We start from the raw sequence: 19,739 nt of genomic DNA, 5'->3' as shown, positions 1-19,739 counted from the left end.
CAGGCTGGGCCACCCGGGCAGCCAGGCTGCGCTATTGTTCACGTTTGGTGCATATTAACAGGGTATGACCTACCCCAAGGTTATCCAGCCGCTGTTCAATGCAGAAGCCCGCCCTCTCCAGGTAGTGATAAAACTTCTCTACGCTGTAAAAACGGCTATTACCATTCGCCATACAGGTGAAATAGAGCGAGGTGGCATTCAGGCTGAAAGCCGCCGCTTCATATTTCTGGGCATCCCAGAAAAGCTCCATGATGCACAACCGTGCGCCTGGCTTCATGACCTGTGCGACGCGCGTCAGCATGGCGACAATCTGATCCGGAGAGAAACAGTCCAGAAACTGGCTCATCCACCAGACGTCGGCATCTCCCGGCAATGCCGTCGGACTAAGCATATCGACAGCATGGAATCCAATACGATGAGAAAAACCTGCTTTTTCGATGTTTTCCTGCGCCAGCGCTATCTGCTGCGGGAGATCGAGGATCGTCACGGCAACATTATCGTCATAGCGGCAGCAGCGTAACGACCATTTACCCGTATTTCCGCCCACATCGTACAATTTTGTCGGCGAGCTTGCGAATATATATGGCAACGCGGCGTCAAAAGCGGCGTCAGAATAGTAGTGATCGAAGGCGAACCAGCTCTCTTTTGCCCGGGAAGGAAGCTGGGATAAGGCCGGATAGATGGTTGGCCAGTCGCCAAACACGGATAATCCGGCCGGTTTTTCTTCCTGCAGGGCGTCGGCCAGGTGAAATAACCCCTGGTAACAGACGTCCTGCGTGAAATCCATATTAACGCGGGTCATGGGATCGTGGAGTAAGAAATGGCCCACTTTCGCCAGGAAATAACGACTTTCTTTCCAGGTAATTATCCGCCCGCTTAATCCCATGTCTAACAATACGCTGACGGCATAGTTGCTCAGGGTACTGTTTTCGGTTATTTCTTCGAGGCTCGCCCCCTTATTACCCTGTTTATCGAGCCAGGCGAGGACACCCGAGTTACGCAGACAAAGCGCGGTCTGAAATAACATCGGAGCAAAAGCGATGCGTTGCGCTTCGGTAATGGCATCCAGGGCGCTGAGCGTGTCCTTTTCGTACATTGTTGCGTAACCTTTCAGGGCAAGAAATGAGGTTATCGGGCCATGTCCGGCCCGACTTTAGAAAAATATTACAGCGCGGCACCCGCAGAGAGATTCAGCTGAATATCGTGGTCGAGGTTGTTCACCCAGCGGTTATAATTTTTGTGAATTTTACCGTCTGCCGCTTTCAGGTTCAGGCTACTTTCGTAATTAATTGAATAGCTTGTCGCAGAGTAGGGAATACGTACCTGGACCGAGTGATCGCGTGCCTGCAGACGCCCCTTAATAACGCCCGGGCCCGCTTCCGTCATGATCCAGTCACGCTTCTGGCCTGCTTTCAAAATTGCCGTTTTCACCTGATCGGCAGTATGACCTGCGCTCACGACAGAGTGAACCTGAGCGATTGGGGCGGTACGCGCACAGCCAGCCAGAGCGCCAACGAATACTGCAGCAGCGCACCATTTAACGATCTTTTTCATCAACAACTCCATATCAATAATAACAATTAAAGGTAGTGTTTTTTACAAATAAGCATCACCAGACCTACGGATTAAGTCAGGTGTCTTTTTTAATCAATATTAATGTTTGCATTAGGTTGACGCTAAGGCAGGGTATAATATCACGCAAAATAATTAATCATTCCGTTTTTTTTAATTTGCGTTAAAGCGAAATGTGGATGAGGTGAATAAAAACGGGAGCATATGCCTTAACGCAAATAAAAATACCGCGACGGTGAGCGTCGCGGTAATTAAGGCGTTCTATTGACGGTCTAAGCCTGATGACATAGACAAGTTATCCCGGTAACCGGCTTTTTGGCCGCCCTGGCCCCAGCAGGATCGCTAGCTTGCTGCCCCCTTTGGTGGTTTCCATCCAGATTTTACATACGCTGGTCAGCGGGACCGACAGCAGCATGCCGACCGGGCCCAGCAGCCATCCCCAAATCAGCAACGATAAAAACACCACCAGCGTCGACATGCCCAGCCGGTGCCCCATCATGCGTGGTTCAAGAATGTTGCCCAGCACCATATGCACGACGAGGAAGAGCGCCCCGACCAGCATGCATTCGTAGAAACCGTTAAACAGAAACGCCTGGATCATCGGCGGCACGGCGGAAAGCACCGCGCCAATATTCGGCACGTAGTTCAACAGAAACGCCAGCACCCCCCACATCAGCGCGAACTGTACGTCCATCAGCATCAGCCCCAGCCAGACGATAATGCCGGTCCAGACGCTGAGCAGCGTTTTCAGCGCCAGATATTTGGAGACGCCCTTTAAGGCGCGGTGTAGGCCGGCAATGTGTATTTGCGGGTTATTTAAAGCAAAGCGCAGCTTATAGGGGACGTGGCGGACTTCGAACAGCATGAACACTACCGTCATGACCAGCAGCAGTATGCTGGCCATCGCGCCGGAAAGACCGGTCATCAGCGTGGTGGCGTAGGTCATGACCTTCTCGGAATCCATCCTGCGCAGCATCCGTTCAGGTGAGATATGCAGGTTAAGAAAGGGCATCATCTCCTGCAGCGCGACGATTTTACGCGTCAGCTCTTTATTGTACTGCGGCAACATGGTGGAGAACTCGCTCAGCGAGGCCGCCAGTACCCCGAAGAGCGCCGTCAGGCCAATCAGCATCACGATAACCACGATGGTGATGGCCACCGGACGGCTCACGCCCCGGCGTAAAAACCAGGTCACCAGCGGATTCAGAACAATGGCAAAAAACAGGGCCAGCAGGAGCTGGACGATAATGTCAGCGGCAGCATGAATGCCCGCAAGAATAACCACCAGACAGGCGAGTTTTAATAAGATGTGGAGTCCTGCTTTATCGGGCTGGGGAGCTAACATGCGCGTTCCTTAAGATGATGACCCGATAAGTGTAGTGCCTGGGGGCCGCTTCGTCTGGCGCCGATAATCTGAAAGTCGGGGCTGATTTTCTTATTGCGCCGTGGTAATAGTGAAACACTGTTGCAAAAAATTCAGGTAAACCCCCATGCCCGAAGCTGCCGCCGAACCGGCGCTGAGCGGATTGCGCCTCAATCTGCGTATCGTTTCCGTCGTTATTTTCAACTTTGCCAGTTACCTGACGATCGGCCTGCCGCTGGCGGTTCTGCCGGGCTATGTCCATGACGTGATGGGTTTTAGCGCGTTCTGGGCGGGGCTGGTCATCAGCCTGCAGTATTTCGCCACGCTCCTGAGCCGCCCGCACGCCGGGCGCTACGCCGACCTGTTTGGTCCTAAAAGCATCGTGGTGGTGGGATTGTGCGGCTGTTTCCTGAGCGGCCTGAGCTATCTGCTGGCTGCTGCTGCCGGCGCCTGGCCGCTGGTTAGCCTGGCACTGCTTTGCCTGGGCCGCGTCATACTCGGCATTGGGCAAAGCCTGGCGGGAACCGGCTCGACGCTGTGGGGCGTTGGGGTTGTAGGTGCGCCGCACATTGGCCGGGTGATCTCCTGGAACGGGATTGTCACCTACGGCGCGATGGCGCTCGGCGCGCCGCTTGGCGTGGCCTGTTATGCCTTTGGCGGGCTGTATGGACTGTCGCTCACCATTATGGCGGTCGCGCTTGTGGCGATACTGTTTGCGCTGCCGCGCCCGAAAGTGAGGGCCAGCAAGGGCAAGCCGCTGCCGTTTCGGGCCGTGCTGGGGCGCGTCTGGCCGTACGGTATGGCGCTGGCCCTGGCGACCACCGGCTTCGGCGTAATTGCAACCTTCATTACCCTCTTTTACGACGCCAAAGGCTGGGAGGGCGCGGCCTTTGCGTTAACCCTCTTTAGCGGTGCGTTTGTTGGCGCACGCCTGCTTTTCCCGAACACTATCAACCGCCTGGGCGGACTGAACGTGGCGATGATCTGTTTTGCGGTTGAAATTGTCGGGCTGCTGTTAACCGGCATCGCCAGCGCGCCCTGGATGGCGAAAATTGGCGTCTTCCTTGCGGGGGCGGGTTTTTCACTGGTCTTCCCGGCGCTGGGGGTGGTGGCGGTGAAAGCGGTGCCGCAGCAGAACCAGGGGGCGGCTCTGGCGACCTATACGGTGTTTATGGATATGTCGTTGGGCATTACCGGGCCGCTGGCAGGGCTGGTAATGGCCTGGGCGGGGGTACCGGTGATCTACATTGCCGCGGCAGGTCTGGTGATTCTTGCCTTACTGCTGACGTGGCGGCTAAAAAAATGGCCCCCGGTGCAGGCACCGGAGGCCACGTCATCGTCGTGAAAGGTTATTGGATCACGATGGTGTTAATGATGTTTTCAGCGGCCGTCTGCGCTTTCTGCTGGTCTTCCGCTGGCAGAGTGATCTGCAGGGTCAGCAGTTTGTTATCCACCTTACCCAGCACCACAGAAGAGTAAGCGGTCTGGCCTTTTGCGGAGATGATGCTGTCCAGCTGTTGCAGCTTGTGGCCTTTCAGCTCAATGGATTTATTGGTCACCACCTGCAGCTGCGGATCGCGGCCGCGCTGCTGGTCTTCCAGACGTTTGGACAGGACGGCCAGATCTTCGCTGGTGTCGTCGCCCACAATCACAATGACCGCTTTCTGACCGGTTGCGTCGGAGTATACGTGCATGTTATTTGCCTGGGTGCCCAGCTTGCCGCTCTGGTCAGTCATATCGGCTGGCAGAGAGAAACTGAGTTTGCCATCCATCAGATTCACCGGCTGACCGGTCGCGTTGCTCTCTGCGGATGCGCCCTGAGCAGGCGTTTTCGTGTCGCTGTTATCACAGGCTGCAAGACCCACAACCAGCAGGCCAATCCCGACATATTTAACCAGATTGCGCATTGACTTCTTCCTTTCGATAAACGGCCATAGCGGCTCATTCGTCCATCTTATCACAACTGATAAAGCGAACCCTTAACCAGCCTGCAATGCCGTGATTTCAGATTTATCTGCCAGCCTTTTCAGCAGCATATTCAGCAGCACGCCGTACATCGGCAGGAAGAACACAATGCTGATGAGCACCTTGAAGCAGTAGTCCACCAGCGCGATTTCCATCCAGTGTTCGGCCATGAACGCATCCGGGCTGCGCCAGAAGGCGATGAAGAAGAAGGCCAGCGTATCGCTCACGTTACCGAACAGCGTGGAGGCGGTGGGTGCCATCCACCAACGGTGATTCTGACGCAGGCGGTTAAACACGTGCACGTCGAGGATTTGCCCCAGCGCGTAGGCCATAAAGCTTGCGGCAGCGATACGGGCAACAAACAGGTTGAAGTGGGTTAACGCCTCAAAGCCCTGCCAGCTTCCCATATAAAACAGGGATGACACCACGTATGAAATGAACAGCGCCGGAAGCATGACCGCAAAAATAATGCGGCGCGCCAGCGGTGCGCCAAAGATACGCACGGTTAGATCGGTGGCGAGGAAAATAAACGGAAAACTGAACGCGCCCCAGGTGGTATGAAAACCAAAAATGGAGATCGGGAGCTGCACCAGATAGTTGCTGGAGGTGATCACCAGCAGGTGAAAAAGCGAAAGCCAGAACAACGCTTTTACGCGCTGTGATTCAGAGAACTGCGTCATATTGTGACCTTTTTATACGTTGGGGTGAGGGAACCCAATAAAAACCGCAGCATGATACTGCTTTGGCTGGACATTGCAATGGTTAGTTTTTGCGCAATCGTTAACCTGGTTTGCATTGCCCGCGCCGGGGCGTAAACTACAGCCGTTTTTACCTGACCGAGAAGATCATGACTGACCTGTTTTCCAGCCCAGACCACACCCTTGATGCCCAGGGCCTTCGCTGCCCGGAGCCGGTAATGATGGTACGCAAAACCGTGCGCAACATGCAGACGGGTGAAACGCTGCTGATTATTGCCGACGACCCGGCCACCACGCGCGATATTCCCGGCTTTTGTACCTTTATGGAGCATGAGCTGGTGGCACAGCAGACCGAGGCGCTGCCGTACCGGTATTTAATTCGTAAGGGGTAGGTGGGCTGTCCTCTGCGGCCTGATGCCCTCACCCCGGCCCTCTCCCACGGGGAGAGGGAGAAAGTCATCCTTTCATCCACGCCCTGATTCCGTCCAGGAACATCTGCGTCGCCATCATTACCAGAATCAGCCCCATCAGACGCTCCAGCGCGTTCACCCCTTTCTCACCCAGCAGGCGCAGGAACAGGGACGACTGCAGCAGGATAATAAACGTCCCGCCCCAGGCGATCAGCAGGGCAATCACCAGATGGCTCATCTGGTTCGGATACTGGTGCGACAGCAGCATCAGCGTCGCCAGAATCGTCGGCCCGGCGACGAGGGGAATTGCCAGCGGCACAATAAACGGCTCTTCACCCGCGGGCAGGCCGCTGCTGCTGCCTTCCGCGCTCGGGAAAATCATCTTAATGGCGATCAGGAACAGAATAATCCCGCCGGAAATCGAAACGGTTTCGGCACGCAGGTTCAGGAAGGCGAGAATTTTTTCACCAGCAAACAGGAAGATAAACATCACCAGCAGGGCAATAAGCAGCTCGCGGATCATGATCGCCCGGCGACGCTTTGGCTCGGTGTGCTTCAGCACCGACATGAAGATTGGCAGGTTGCCCAGTGGATCCATTATCAGGATCAATAAAACCGCTGCTGAAATGATTTCACTCATGTAAATTATCCCTGAAACTCTCTATGGTTATTATGATAATTAGCTGTATTTCTGATTGCCGGGCAATCATCGATTAATTTCGCTTGCGACTTTGGCAGCATTTTGTAATGTGAAGCATATCCCAGTTCAATACTGGCTTGCACAATCAGCACACACCCTCAGCAGGAAAAAAATGCTATGAAAAACGTTGGTTTTATCGGCTGGCGCGGTATGGTCGGCTCTGTACTCATGCAACGCATGGTTGAAGAGCGCGATTTCGACGCTATCCGCCCGGTCTTCTTCTCCACTTCTCAGCTCGGCCAGGCTGCTCCGTCCTTTGGTGGTACCACAGGCACGTTGCAGGATGCTTACGATCTGGAGGCGCTGAAGGCACTTGATATTATTGTGACCTGCCAGGGCGGCGATTATACCAACGAAATCTATCCAAAGCTGCGTGAAAGCGGCTGGCAGGGCTACTGGATTGACGCAGCCTCTTCGCTGCGTATGAAAGACGATGCCATTATTATTCTCGACCCGGTTAACCAGGGTGTCATCACCGACGGCCTGAATAACGGCGTGAAAACCTTTGTCGGCGGTAACTGCACCGTCAGCCTGATGCTGATGTCCCTCGGCGGCCTGTTCGCGCAGGATCTGGTGGAGTGGGTCTCCGTGGCGACCTACCAGGCCGCGTCCGGCGGCGGCGCGCGTCACATGCGCGAGCTGCTGACCCAGATGGGCCAGCTGCACCACAGCGTTGCGGCCGAGCTGGCAAACCCGGCGTCCGCTATTCTTGATATCGAACGTAAAGTGACCGAGCTGACCCGCAGCGGCGAGCTGCCGGTGGATAACTTTGGCGTACCGCTGGCCGGTGGCCTGATCCCGTGGATCGACAAACAGCTGGATAACGGTCAGACCCGCGAAGAGTGGAAAGGCCAGGCCGAGACCAACAAAATCCTCAATACCGCGTCGGCGATCCCGGTTGACGGTCTGTGCGTGCGTATCGGCGCGCTGCGCTGCCACAGCCAGGCCTTCACCATTAAACTGAAAAAAGATGTGTCTATTCCGACCGTGGAAGAGCTGCTGGCCGCGCACAACCCGTGGGCGAAAGTGGTGCCAAACGATCGCGATATCACCATGCGTGAGCTGACCCCGGCAGCCGTTACCGGCACGCTGACCACGCCGGTTGGTCGTCTGCGCAAGCTAAACATGGGGCCGGAGTACCTCTCCGCGTTCACCGTCGGCGACCAGCTCCTGTGGGGAGCCGCCGAGCCGCTGCGCCGCATGCTGCGTCAGCTGGCGTAATAATTTGTTAACTACCGGGGGTGATTTTCACCCCCTTTTTTTTGCGTAATACATGGAGTAACGCGCGTATGTCTTATTTTTATCAGGAGTCGTGTAGAGCGTTGGCTATGCTTTAAGGAAGAGTCATTTCTTACCTGAGGTTAGGACGGGACTAAGTGGATGCCCGTTCAGGTCACATTAAAGTCGTCCCAGGCGCTAAAAAAGGACGACATAAAAAACAGGATGAATACCATGTCCGATCGTGTGGATAGAGACGTGATTAATGCGCTTATTGCGGGTCACTTTGCCGACCCCTTTTCCGTGCTGGGGATGCACCATACAGAGGCCGGGCTGGAAGTCCGGGCGTTGTTACCGGATGCCACCGAAGTGTGGGTCATCGAGCCCAAAACCGGCCGCAAGGTGGGCAACCTGGAGTGCCTCGACTCGCGCGGCTTTTTCTCGGGCGTCATGCCCCGCCGTAAAAACCCCTTTCGCTATCAGCTCGCCGTTATCTGGCACGGCCAGCAAAACCTGATCGACGATCCCTACAGCTTTGGCCCTCTGCTGAAAGAGATGGATGCCTGGCTGCTCTCCGAAGGCACGCATCTTCGCCCTTATGAAACGCTGGGTGCCCATGCGGATACCATGGACGGAATTACCGGTACGCGGTTTGCCGTGTGGGCGCCTAACGCCCAGCGCGTCTCCGTTGTCGGGCAGTTCAACTACTGGGACGGTCGCCGCCACCCGATGCGCCTGCGCCGTGAGACGGGCATCTGGGAGCTGTTTATCCCCGGGGCGCACAACGGCCAGCTCTATAAATTCGAAATGATCGACGCCCACGGCAAGCTGCGCATTAAAGCCGACCCGTATGCCTTCGAGGCGCAGATGCGCCCGGATACCGCGTCGCTGATTTGCGGCCTGCCGGAGAAGGTCGTCCAGACGGAGGAGCGTAAGCAGGCTAACCGCTTTGATGCGCCGATCTCCGTTTATGAAGTGCATCTCGGCTCCTGGCGCCGCCACACCGATAATAACTTCTGGCTCAGCTACCGGGAGCTCGCCGACCAACTGGTGCCGTACGCCAAATGGATGGGCTTTACCCACCTCGAACTGCTGCCGGTTAACGAGCATCCGTTCGACGGCAGCTGGGGCTATCAGCCCACCGGGCTGTACGCCCCGACGCGCCGCTTCGGCACGCGGGATGACTTCCGCTATTTCATTGATGCCGCGCACGCCGCCGGGCTGAACGTGATCCTCGACTGGGTGCCGGGCCATTTCCCGTCGGACGATTTTGCGCTGGCAGAGTTTGACGGCACGAAGCTGTACGAGCACAGCGACCCGCGCGAAGGCTATCACCAGGACTGGAACACGCTGATCTACAACTACGGGCGCCGTGAAGTCGCGAACTACCTGGTCGGGAACGCGCTGTACTGGATCGAGCGATTTGGTATTGACGCCCTGCGCGTGGATGCGGTGGCCTCGATGATCTACCGCGACTACAGCCGCAAAGAGGGCGAGTGGATCCCGAACGAGTACGGCGGTCGTGAAAACCTGGAAGCGATTGAGTTCCTGCGCAATACCAACCGCATTATTGGCGAGCAGGTGGACGGCGCCGTGACTATGGCGGAAGAGTCGACGGACTTTGCAGGCGTCTCCCGCCCACCGTCATCAGGCGGCCTGGGGTTCTGGTATAAGTGGAACCTGGGCTGGATGCACGACACCCTCGACTACATGAAGCTCGACCCGGTTTATCGTCAGTATCACCACGATAAGCTCACTTTCGGGCTGCTCTACAACTACACCGAAAACTTCATGCTGCCGCTGTCGCACGATGAAGTGGTGCACGGCAAAAAATCCATTCTCGACCGCATGCCCGGCGACGCGTGGCAGAAGTTTGCCAACCTGCGCGCCTACTACGGCTGGATGTTTGCCTTCCCGGGTAAAAAACTGCTGTTTATGGGCAATGAGTTCGCCCAGGGGCGCGAGTGGAACCACGACTCAAGCCTCGACTGGCATCTGCTGGAAGGCGGCGACAACTGGCATCACGGCGTGCAGCGTCTGGTGCGCGACCTGAACCTGACCTACCGCCACCACAAAGCGCTGCACGAGCTGGACTTCGACCCGTACGGCTTTGAGTGGCTGGTGGTGGACGATCACGAGCGCTCGGTGTTTGTCTTTGTGCGTCGCGATAAAGCGGGCAACGAGATCATTGTCGCCAGCAACTTCACGCCGGTGCCGCGCGAACACTACCGCTTCGGCATTAACCAGCCGGGGAAATGGCGCGAGATACTGAATACCGATTCCATGCACTACCACGGCAGCAACGCCGGCAACGGCGGGCTGGTGCAGAGCGATGCCGTCGAAAGCCACGGGCGACCAAACTCCCTGAGCCTGACGCTGCCGCCGCTTGGCACCATCTGGCTGATGCGGGAGGGAGAATGACGCAGCTTACGGCAGGTAAACCCGAACCGCTCGGCGCGAGCTATGACGGAAAAGGGGTGAACTTCACGCTCTTTTCTGCTCACGCGGAGCGGGTGGAGCTCTGCGTGTTTGACGGGGAGGGTAACGAGCACCGTTACGATTTACCGTCCCGCACGGGAGACATCTGGCACGGTTACCTGTCGGGTGGGCGTCCGGGGATGCACTACGGTTTTCGCGTACACGGCCCGTGGGAGCCCTCTCAGGGGCACTGGTTTAACCCGGCGAAGCTATTGATTGACCCGTGCGCGCACCGCGTGGACGGCGAGTTTAAAGACGACCCGCTGTTCCACGTCGGCTACGGCGAGCCCGACCACCGCGACAGCGCGCCCGTCGCGCCAAAAAGCGTGGTGGTGCACGATCTCTACGACTGGGAAGACGATGCCCCGCCGCGCACGCCGTGGGGCAACACCGTCATTTATGAAGCGCACGTCAAAGGGCTGACCTACCTGCACCCGTCGATCCCCAAAGAGATGCGCGGCACCTATCAGGCGCTTGGGCATCCGACGATGGTCGCTTACCTGAAGCATTTGGGCATCACGGCCCTGGAGCTGCTGCCTGTGGCGCATTTCGCCAGCGAGCCGCGCCTGCAGCGCCTGGGGCTGAGCAACTACTGGGGCTACAACCCGCTGGCGATGTTCGCCCTGGAACCGCGCTATGCCGCGCATCCGGAGAAGGCGCGGGATGAGTTTCGCGACGCGGTGAAGGCGCTCCACGCCGCGGGAATTGAGGTCATTCTGGACGTGGTGCTGAACCACAGTGCGGAAAGCGATCTTGACGGCCCAACGCTCTCACAGCGCGGAATCGATAACCGTAGCTATTATTGGATCAGGGACGACGGCGATTACGAGAACTGGACCGGCTGCGGTAACACCCTCAACCTCAGTCACCCGGCGGTCACGCATTACGCGTACGAGTGCCTGAAATACTGGGTTGAGACGTTCCACGTGGACGGTTTCCGTTTCGACCTGGCGCCCGTGATGGGGCGCACGCCGTCCTTTAGCCAGCAGGCGCCTCTGTTTGAGGCAATCAAAAACTGTCCGGTGCTTTCACAGGTGAAGCTTATCGCGGAGCCGTGGGACATCGGTGACGGCGGTTATCAGGTGGGGAACTTCCCGCCGCTGTTTGCCGAGTGGAACGACCACTACCGTGATGCCATCCGCCGCTTCTGGCTGGCGCGCGATCTGTCACTGGGCGAATTTGCCGGGCGCTTTGCCGGCTCCAGCGATCTCTTTAAGCGCGACGGCAAACGTCCGTCGGCCACCGTCAACCTGGTGACGGCGCACGACGGTTTTACGCTGCGCGACTGCGTTTGTTTCAATCAGAAACACAATGAGGCCAACGGCGAAGAGAATCGCGATGGCACTAACAATAACCATAGCTTCAATCATGGTATAGAAGGATTAGGCGGAAGTCTGGATGTGATCGAGCGGCGACGCGCCAGCGTTCATGCGCTGCTGACGACGCTTTTGCTGTCGCAGGGCACGCCGATGCTACTGGCGGGCGACGAGCACGGCCATAGCCAGCACGGCAACAACAACGCCTATTGTCAGGACAATACCCTGACCTGGCTCGACTGGGGGGAGGCGAACAGCGGGTTGACCCATTTCACCGCGGCGCTGATCCACCTTCGCCAGCAGATCCCCGCCCTTACCGCCGACCGCTGGTGGGAAGAGGGTGACGGCAACGTTCGCTGGCTGAATAAAGACGCGCAACCGTTGAGCGCGCAAGAGTGGCAACACGGCATCACCTGTCTGCAAATCCTGCTCTCGGATAAGTGGCTGGTGACGCTGAACGCGACGGACGACGTCGCAGAGATTGTTTTACCTGACGGGGAGTGGCGAGCCGTTCCCCCCTTTGCCGGAGCGGATAATCCGGTAGTAATGGCTGTCTGGCACGGGCCTGCGCACGGAGTGTGCGTATTCCAAAGATGATAAAAAAGGAGTTAGTCATGGTTAGATTAGAGAAGAACGATCCCTTAATGTTGGCACGCCAGCTACCCTTAAAAACGGTTGCCCTGATACTCGCGGGCGGGCGTGGTACCCGTCTGAAAGATTTGACCATCAAGCGTGCCAAGCCGGCCGTTCACTTTGGTGGTAAGTTTCGCATCATTGACTTTGCGCTCTCCAACTGCCTGAACTCGGGCATTCGCCGCATTGGCGTCATTACGCAGTATCAGTCGCACACCCTGGTGCAGCACATCCAGCGCGGCTGGTCATTCTTCAGCGAAGAGATGAACGAGTTTGTCGATCTGCTCCCGGCGCAGCAGCGCGTTCACGGCGAAAACTGGTACCGCGGCACGGCGGATGCCGTGACCCAAAACCTCGACATCATTCGTCGCTACAGCGCGGAATACATCGTGATCCTCGCCGGGGACCACATCTACAAGCAAGACTACTCGCATATGCTGATCGACCACGTCGAAAAAGGGGCTCGATGCACCGTGGCGTGTCTGCCGGTGCCCGTTGCCGAGGCGACGGCGTTTGGCGTGATGCACGTGGATGCGGACGATAAGATTATCGACTTCGTAGAAAAACCGGCGAACCCGCCCACCATGCCGGGGGATGACACCAAATCGCTCGCCAGCATGGGGATCTATGTCTTTGATGCGGATTATCTTTATGAGCTACTGGAAGAAGACGACAAAGACGAAAACTCCAGCCACGACTTCGGCAAAGACATTATCCCAAAAATAACCAAAGCTGGCATGGCCTATGCACATCCTTTCCCATTGTCCTGCGTACAGTCCGACCCGAATGCGGAGCCTTACTGGCGCGATGTGGGAACGCTGGAAGCATACTGGAAAGCCAACCTGGACCTGGCGTCCGTGACGCCCGAGCTGGATATGTACGACCAGAACTGGCCGATTCGTACCCATATGGAATCCCTGCCGCCTGCGAAATTTGTTCAGGACCGCTCCGGCAGCCACGGCATGACGCTGAACTCGCTGGTCTCCGGCGGGTGCATTATCTCCGGTTCGGTGGTGGTGCAGTCCGTGCTGTTCCCGCGCGTGCGTATAAACTCATTCTGTAATATCGATTCGGCAGTCCTGCTGCCGGATGTCTGGGTAGGGCGTTCGTGTCGTCTGCGTCGCTGCGTGATCGACCGGGCCTGCGTCATTCCTGAGGGAATGGTGATTGGTGAAAACGCGGAAGAAGACGCGCGTCGCTTCTACCGTTCTGAAGAGGGGATCGTGTTAGTCACACGGGAAATGTTGCGGAAGCTGCAGATCAAACAGGAGCGATGATGCAGGTTTTACACGTATGTTCTGAGATGTTCCCGTTGTTAAAAACGGGCGGTCTGGCAGATGTTCTGGGTGCATTACCCGCGGCGCAGATCGCCGGAGGGGTGGATACCCGAGTCCTGCTGCCCGCCTTCCCGGATATCCGGCGCGGCATACCTGATGCAAAGGTCGTGACCCGCCGTGAAACGTTTGCCGGACGCATCACCCTGCTGTTTGGGCATTACAACGGCGTAGGGATCTACCTGATCGACGCGCCGCATCTGTACGACCGACCGGGCAGCCCGTATCACGATACGAACCTGTTCGCTTATACCGACAACGTGCTGCGCTTTGCGCTGCTCGGCTGGGTGGGGGCGGAGATGGCCGTCGGGCTGGATCCGTTCTGGCGTCCGGATGTAGTGCATGCGCATGACTGGCACGCCGGGCTGGCGCCTGCATATCTGGCGGCAAAAGGGCATCCGGCAAAATCGGTGTTTACGGTGCACAACCTGGCGTATCAGGGCATGTACTACGCCCATCATATGAATGACATCGATCTGCCATGGTCGTTCTATAACATGCACGGTCTGGAGTTCAACGGGCAAATTTCGTTCCTGAAGGCCGGGCTGTACTATGCCGATCACATTACGGCGGTGAGCCCCACCTATGCGCGTGAAATCACCCAGCCGGAGTTTGGCTACGGCCTGGAAGGGCTGCTGCAGCAGCGCCACCGCGAAGGCCGCCTGTCGGGCATTCTGAACGGCGTGGATGAACAGATCTGGAGCCCGGAAACCGATCTCCTGCTGGCGGCGCGCTATGGCCGCGACTCGGTGGAAGACAAAGCCGAAAACAAACGCCAGCTGCAGATTGCGATGGGGCTGAAGGTCAACGACAAGGTGCCGCTGTTTGCGGTGGTCAGCCGCCTGACCAGCCAGAAAGGGCTGGATCTGGTGCTGGAAGCGCTGCCCGGTTTACTGGAGCAGGGCGGACAACTGGCGCTGCTCGGCGCAGGCGACCCGGTGCTGCAGGAGGGTTTCCTCGCCGCCGCCGCGGAACATCCGGGGCAGGTGGGCGTGCAGATTGGCTATCACGAAGCGTTCTCGCACCGAATCATGGGCGGCGCGGACGTGATTCTGGTGCCGAGCCGTTTCGAACCCTGCGGCCTGACGCAGCTCTACGGCCTGAAGTACGGCACGCTGCCGCTGGTGCGCCGCACGGGCGGGCTGGCGGATACGGTGTCGGATAGCTCTCTGGAAAACCTGGCGGACGGTATTGCCAGCGGGTTTGTCTTTGAAGACAGTAATGCCTGGTCGCTGCTTCGGGCGATTCGGCGTGCTTTCGTCTTGTGGTCCCGTCCATCCCTTTGGCGTTACGTACAGCGTCAGGCGATGTCCATGGACTTTAGCTGGCACGTTGCGGCGCAGTCGTACCGCGATCTCTATCAACGCTTGATGTAACGAGGCGAAGTTACTGATATGAACGCTCCATTTAGCTACTCTTCACCCACGCTCAGCGTTGAGGCGTTAAAGCACTCCATCGCCTACAAGCTGATGTTCACCATCGGGAAAGACCCGGTCATTGCCAACAAGCACGAGTGGCTGAACGCCGCGCTGTTTGCGGTGCGTGACCGCATGGTCGAACGCTGGCTGCGCTCAAACCGCGCTCAGCTTTCGCAGGAGACGCGGCAGGTTTATTACCTGTCGATGGAATTTTTGATTGGCCGCACCCTCTCTAACGCGCTGCTGTCGCTCGGTATCTACGACGACGTCAAAACCGCGCTGGAAGAGATGGGGCTGGATTTAGAAGAGCTGATTGACGAAGAGAACGACCCGGGGCTGGGCAACGGGGGGCTGGGGCGTCTCGCCGCCTGCTTCCTCGACTCGCTGGCGACGCTGGCGCTGCCGGGCCGCGGCTACGGTATTCGCTATGACTACGGCATGTTCAAACAGAACATCGTCGATGGTCGTCAGAAAGAGTCCCCGGACTACTGGCTGGAGTACGGCAACCCGTGGGAGTTTAAGCGCCACAATACGCGCTACAAAGTGCGCTTTGGCGGGCGTATCCAGCAGGAAGGAAAAAAGTCCCGCTGGGTAGAAACTGAAGAGATCCTCGCCGTGGCCTATGATCAGATCATCCCCGGCTACGACACCGACGCGACCAACACGCTGCGCCTGTGGAACGCCCAGGCCAGCAGCGAGATCAACCTCGGTAAATTTAACCAGGGCGACTACTTTGCGGCGGTGGAAGATAAAAACCACTCTGAGAACGTCTCCCGCGTCCTGTACCCGGATGACTCCACCTACTCCGGCCGCGAGTTGCGCCTGCGTCAGGAGTATTTCCTCGTCTCCGCGACGATTCAGGACATCCTCAGTCGCCACCATCAGCTGCACAAAACCTACGCCAACCTGGCGGAGAAAACGGCGATTCACCTTAACGACACCCACCCGGTGCTCTCCATTCCCGAGCTGATGCGCCTGCTGATCGACGAACATAAGTTCAGCTGGGACGACGCGTTTGAGGTGACGTGTCAGGTGTTCTCCTACACCAACCACACGCTGATGAGCGAAGCGCTGGAGACGTGGCCGGTGGATATGCTCGGCAAAATCCTGCCGCGCCATCTGCAGATTATCTTTGAGATCAACGACTATTTCCTCAAGACACTGCAGGAGCAGTATCCGAACGATACCGGCCTGCTGAGCCGAGCCTCGATTATTGATGAATCCAACGGCCGTCGCGTGCGTATGGCCTGGCTGGCGGTGGTGATCAGCCACAAGGTGAACGGGGTGTCTGAGCTCCACTCAAACCTGATGGTGCAGTCGCTGTTCGCCGACTTCGCGAAGATCTTCCCGACGCGCTTCTGCAATGTCACCAACGGCGTCACGCCGCGCCGCTGGCTGGCGCTGGCGAACCAGCCGCTGTCCGACGTGCTGGATGAGAATATCGGCCGCACCTGGCGTACCGATTTGAGCCAGCTGAGCGAGCTTAAGCAGCACATTGATTTCCCGACGGTGAATAAAGCCGTGCGGGAAGCTAAGCTGCGGAACAAAAAACGTCTGGCGGTCTGGCTGGCGATGCACCTCAACGTGGTGGCAAACCCGAAAGCGCTGTTCGACGTGCAGATCAAACGCATCCACGAATACAAGCGTCAGCTGATGAACGTGCTGCACGTGATCACCCACTACAATCGCATTAAGGCCGATCCAACCGCCGAGTGGGTGCCGCGCGTGAAGATCTTCGCCGGTAAGGCGGCTTCCGCCTACTACATGGCGAAGCACATTATTCATCTCATCAACGACGTGGCGAAGGTGGTGAACCAGGATCCGGATATTGGCGACAAGCTGAAGGTGGTGTTCATCCCGAACTACAGCGTCAGCCTGGCGCAGCTGATCATCCCGGCGGCGGATCTCTCTGAGCAGATTTCCACGGCGGGCACGGAAGCGTCCGGCACCAGTAACATGAAGTTTGCCCTTAACGGAGCGCTGACCATCGGCACCCTGGACGGGGCGAACGTCGAAATGCTGGAGCACGTCGGGGAAGAGAATATCTTCATCTTCGGTAACACCACGGAAGAGGTGGAGGCGCTGCGCAGGAAAGGTTACTCGCCGCGTGAGTTCTATGAAGGGGATGAAGAGCTACGTCAGGTTCTGACGCAGATTGCGACCGGCGTGTTCAGCCCCGACGAGCCGGGCCGTTATCGCGATCTGGTGGATTCGCTGATTAACTTTGGCGACCACTATCAGGTGCTGGCGGATTATCGCAGCTACGTGGACTGCCAGGATAAGGTGGATGAGCTATACCGCCAGCAGGAGAAATGGACCAGCGCGGCGATGCATAACATCGCCAACATGGGGTATTTCTCTTCTGACAGGACCATCAAGGAGTATGCCGAGACGATCTGGCATATTGATCCGGTGAGGTTGTAAAAGCAAAACGGCAACCTCGGTTGCCGTTTTTAGTGTTTGTTCCCTTTCCCTGTGGGAGAGGGGCAGGGTGAGGGCATCAGCCCGCACCGATCGCATCAGGACGCCAGCGAAAGCTCACGCTTGCCCGCATGCTGCTGCAGCCATTGCGCCACACGGGACTGCTGCTCTGTGTTCAGCCACATCCCTTCTTTAGTACGACGCCAGATGGCATCGTCCAGGCGGCGAACCCATTCGTGCTCAACCAGGTAGCGCAGCTCGGCCTCGTACAGCTCGTGGCCGAAATGTTCACCCAGATCGGCAAGCGATTTCGCGTCGCCCAGGAACAGCTCGGTATTGCTGCCGTAGGTGCGGGCATAGTGGCGCGCCATCCCTTCGGTAATGAACGGGAAGCGACGGCGCAGCTTCGCGGCGTAATCGTCGCGGTTTCCGCCGATATCTCCACCGGGCAGTACCGCCTCTTTGGTCCACGCCGGGCCAATGCCCTTGTAGTACGGCGCCAGTTTTTCCAGCGCGTGCTCGGCCAGCTTGCGGTAGGTGGTGAGCTTGCCGCCAAACACCGACAGCAGCGGTGCCTGACCGTCAACGTCGTGAATATCGAGCGTATAGTCGCGGGTAATCGCCTGCGGCGAGTCAGACTCGTCATCGCACAGCGGACGCACGCCGGAGTAGGTCCAGACCACGTCATCCCGTGACAGCTGTTTCTTAAAGTGCGCGTTATACACTTTGAGCAGGTAATTCACTTCGCTCTCGTCGATCTCGACGTTCTTCGGATCGCCTTTGTACTCCACGTCGGTGGTGCCGATGATGGAGAACTCGTCCATCCACGGGATCACAAACACGATGCGCTTGTCTTCGTTTTGCAGAATGTACGCCTGCTTCTGGGTATGCACGCGCGGCACCACAATGTGGCTGCCCTTGATCAGGCGAATGCCGTACGGTGAAGGCAGGTGCATGCCGTCGTCGAAGAACTGCTTCACCCACGGGCCGGTAGCGTTCACCAGGCCGCGCGCTTTCCAGCTGAATTTCTCGCCGGTATCGATGTCCTCTGCTTCCACAATCCACAGGCCGTTTTCGCGGCGTGCGGCGGTCGCGCGGGTCCGGGTTTTCACCTCGCCGCCTTTCTTCTCGACCATCTGCGCATTCGCCAGCACCAGACGCGCATCGTCCACCCAACAGTCGGAATATTCGAAACCGCGCACGATTTCCGGCTTAAGGACCGATTCTGAGCCAAAACGCAAACCGTTCGAACCCGGCAGGCTGGTGCGTTTACCCAGATGATCGTACATAAACAGACCGATGCGGATCATCCACGCCGGACGCAGGTGCGGGCGGTGCGGCAGGCGGAAGCGCATCGGGATCGCCAGATGCGGGGCCATTTTCAGCAGCACTTCACGTTCTGCCAGCGCTTCGCTGACCAGGCGGAATTCGTAGTGTTCCAGGTAGCGCAGGCCACCGTGGATCAGCTTGGAGCTGGCGGACGACGTCGCGCAGGCGAGGTCGTTAGCTTCCAGCATCAGCACGGATAAACCGCGTCCTGCGGCATCAACCGCAATACCGGCACCGTTGATGCCACCGCCTATCACAATCAGATCTTTGGTTTCCATAACACCCTCATGCACTTTCGTTAAAGCTCAAAAATGTTCGATATCGCTCATAATAGCAAAGGAACGCGCTTTTGGTAACATCAAAAAAACAATTTAGAGTGATATGGATAACATAATGGCGTTTACCCGCCGTCAGGACGTACACTACGGGGTAAAATAGTGCGGTCTGATGCCCTCACCCCAGCCCTCTCCCACGGGGAGAGGGTAGGGTGAGGGGAAAAACGCACCACACCTGAATAAGCGAAAGAGAACACCATGGATCAGTTTGAATGTATTAACGTAGAAGAAGCCCACCAGAAGATGCACCAGGGAAAAGCGGTGCTGGTGGACATCCGCGATCCGCAAAGTTTTGCGATGGGCCACACGCCGGGCGCGTTCCATCTCACCAACGACACGCTGGGCGCGTTTATGCGCGATAACGACTTCGACACGCCGGTAATGGTCATGTGCTACCACGGCAACAGCAGCAAAGGCGCGGCGCAGTATCTTATTCAGCAGGGCTACGACGCGGTATACAGCGTCGATGGCGGCTTCGATGCCTGGCATCGTCATTTCCCGGCAGAAGTGGAATACGCGTTTGAGCGCTAATCCCGCTATACTGTTCCC

The 19,739-nt window shown here is 57.5% G+C and carries 16 protein-coding genes; 9 read left to right on the top strand and 7 right to left on the bottom strand.

Annotated features, from left to right (window positions below):
• Positions 1–31 precede the first annotated feature (31 nt).
• The 3 genes from V1603_RS01475 to V1603_RS01465 all read right to left on the bottom strand — a co-directional run bounded on the left by V1603_RS01475 (position 32) and on the right by V1603_RS01465 (position 2,917).
• A complete protein-coding gene (locus V1603_RS01475; RefSeq protein WP_395313408.1) occupies positions 32–1,096 on the bottom strand; it encodes a class I SAM-dependent methyltransferase in 1,065 nt (354 codons plus the stop codon).
• 68 nt (positions 1,097–1,164) lie between these two features.
• Entirely contained in the window at positions 1,165–1,554 is a 390-nt protein-coding gene (locus V1603_RS01470; protein ID WP_061096845.1) for a hypothetical protein, read from the bottom strand.
• 313 nt (positions 1,555–1,867) lie between these two features.
• Positions 1,868–2,917 (bottom strand): AI-2E family transporter, encoded by a 1,050-nt coding sequence (locus V1603_RS01465; protein WP_041911893.1) that lies wholly within the window; start codon positions 2,915–2,917, stop codon positions 1,868–1,870.
• A gap of 145 nt (positions 2,918–3,062) precedes the next feature.
• Here V1603_RS01465 and V1603_RS01460 point away from each other — a divergent pair, with 145 nt between their 5' ends.
• Positions 3,063–4,280 carry an MFS transporter gene (locus tag V1603_RS01460; RefSeq protein ID WP_395313407.1) on the top strand — a complete coding sequence of 406 codons (1,218 nt, stop codon included), beginning with the start codon at positions 3,063–3,065 and terminating at the stop codon, positions 4,278–4,280.
• Positions 4,281–4,284: 4 nt separating this feature from the next.
• Here the strand turns inward: V1603_RS01460 and V1603_RS01455 are convergent, their stop codons facing one another.
• Together V1603_RS01455 and V1603_RS01450 are read right to left on the bottom strand one after the other, a co-directional pair.
• Positions 4,285–4,842 (bottom strand): DcrB family lipoprotein, encoded by a 558-nt coding sequence (locus V1603_RS01455; RefSeq protein WP_008503073.1) that lies wholly within the window; start codon positions 4,840–4,842, stop codon positions 4,285–4,287.
• A gap of 72 nt (positions 4,843–4,914) precedes the next feature.
• Entirely contained in the window at positions 4,915–5,580 is a 666-nt protein-coding gene (locus tag V1603_RS01450) for a 7-cyano-7-deazaguanine/7-aminomethyl-7-deazaguanine transporter (protein ID WP_047345723.1), read from the bottom strand.
• 167 nt (positions 5,581–5,747) lie between these two features.
• On the opposite strand from V1603_RS01450, the gene tusA reads away from it, so the two are divergent.
• A complete protein-coding gene (gene tusA, locus V1603_RS01445) occupies positions 5,748–5,990 on the top strand; it encodes a sulfurtransferase TusA (RefSeq protein ID WP_008503071.1) in 243 nt (80 codons plus the stop codon).
• A 64-nt stretch (positions 5,991–6,054) separates the two neighbouring features.
• Here the strand turns inward: tusA and yhgN are convergent, their stop codons facing one another.
• The gene (yhgN, locus tag V1603_RS01440; RefSeq protein WP_003861574.1) at positions 6,055–6,648 is read right to left on the bottom strand and encodes an NAAT family transporter YhgN; all 594 of its coding nucleotides are present in this window, start codon (positions 6,646–6,648) and stop codon (positions 6,055–6,057) included.
• 177 nt (positions 6,649–6,825) lie between these two features.
• On the opposite strand from yhgN, the gene asd reads away from it, so the two are divergent.
• The 6 genes from asd (at position 6,826) to glgP (ending at position 17,529) form a co-directional block, all read left to right on the top strand.
• Positions 6,826–7,929, top strand: coding sequence for an aspartate-semialdehyde dehydrogenase (asd, locus tag V1603_RS01435; RefSeq protein WP_061096847.1), 1,104 nt, complete (start codon positions 6,826–6,828; stop codon positions 7,927–7,929).
• Positions 7,930–8,160: 231 nt separating this feature from the next.
• Entirely contained in the window at positions 8,161–10,347 is a 2,187-nt protein-coding gene (gene glgB, locus V1603_RS01430) for a 1,4-alpha-glucan branching enzyme (protein ID WP_116342733.1), read from the top strand.
• A complete protein-coding gene (gene glgX / locus V1603_RS01425) occupies positions 10,344–12,317 on the top strand; it encodes a glycogen debranching protein GlgX (RefSeq protein WP_302220539.1) in 1,974 nt (657 codons plus the stop codon). Before glgB ends, glgX begins: the two co-directional genes overlap by 4 nt.
• A gap of 17 nt (positions 12,318–12,334) precedes the next feature.
• On the top strand, positions 12,335–13,630 hold the full coding sequence (glgC, locus tag V1603_RS01420) for a glucose-1-phosphate adenylyltransferase (RefSeq protein WP_023333724.1): 1,296 nt from the start codon (positions 12,335–12,337) through the stop codon (positions 13,628–13,630).
• Positions 13,630–15,063 carry a glycogen synthase GlgA gene (gene glgA, locus V1603_RS01415; RefSeq protein ID WP_061096850.1) on the top strand — a complete coding sequence of 478 codons (1,434 nt, stop codon included), beginning with the start codon at positions 13,630–13,632 and terminating at the stop codon, positions 15,061–15,063. The genes glgC and glgA overlap by 1 nt, the downstream gene beginning before the upstream one ends.
• 18 nt (positions 15,064–15,081) lie before the next feature.
• Positions 15,082–17,529 (top strand): glycogen phosphorylase, encoded by a 2,448-nt coding sequence (gene glgP / locus V1603_RS01410; RefSeq protein ID WP_395313406.1) that lies wholly within the window; start codon positions 15,082–15,084, stop codon positions 17,527–17,529.
• Between the two features lie 95 nt (positions 17,530–17,624).
• On the opposite strand, the gene glpD is transcribed toward glgP, so the two are convergent.
• On the bottom strand, positions 17,625–19,133 hold the full coding sequence (glpD, locus tag V1603_RS01405) for a glycerol-3-phosphate dehydrogenase (RefSeq protein WP_395313405.1): 1,509 nt from the start codon (positions 19,131–19,133) through the stop codon (positions 17,625–17,627).
• Positions 19,134–19,388: 255 nt separating this feature from the next.
• Here glpD and glpE point away from each other — a divergent pair, with 255 nt between their 5' ends.
• Positions 19,389–19,721 (top strand): thiosulfate sulfurtransferase GlpE, encoded by a 333-nt coding sequence (glpE, locus tag V1603_RS01400; RefSeq protein ID WP_096928555.1) that lies wholly within the window; start codon positions 19,389–19,391, stop codon positions 19,719–19,721.
• Positions 19,722–19,739 lie beyond the last annotated feature (18 nt).

The organism is Enterobacter sp. ECC-219, from assembly GCF_043966805.1.
GTDB classification, from domain to species: domain Bacteria; phylum Pseudomonadota; class Gammaproteobacteria; order Enterobacterales; family Enterobacteriaceae; genus Enterobacter; species Enterobacter cloacae_N.
This window is presented reverse-complemented; position numbering and strand designations above follow the sequence as displayed.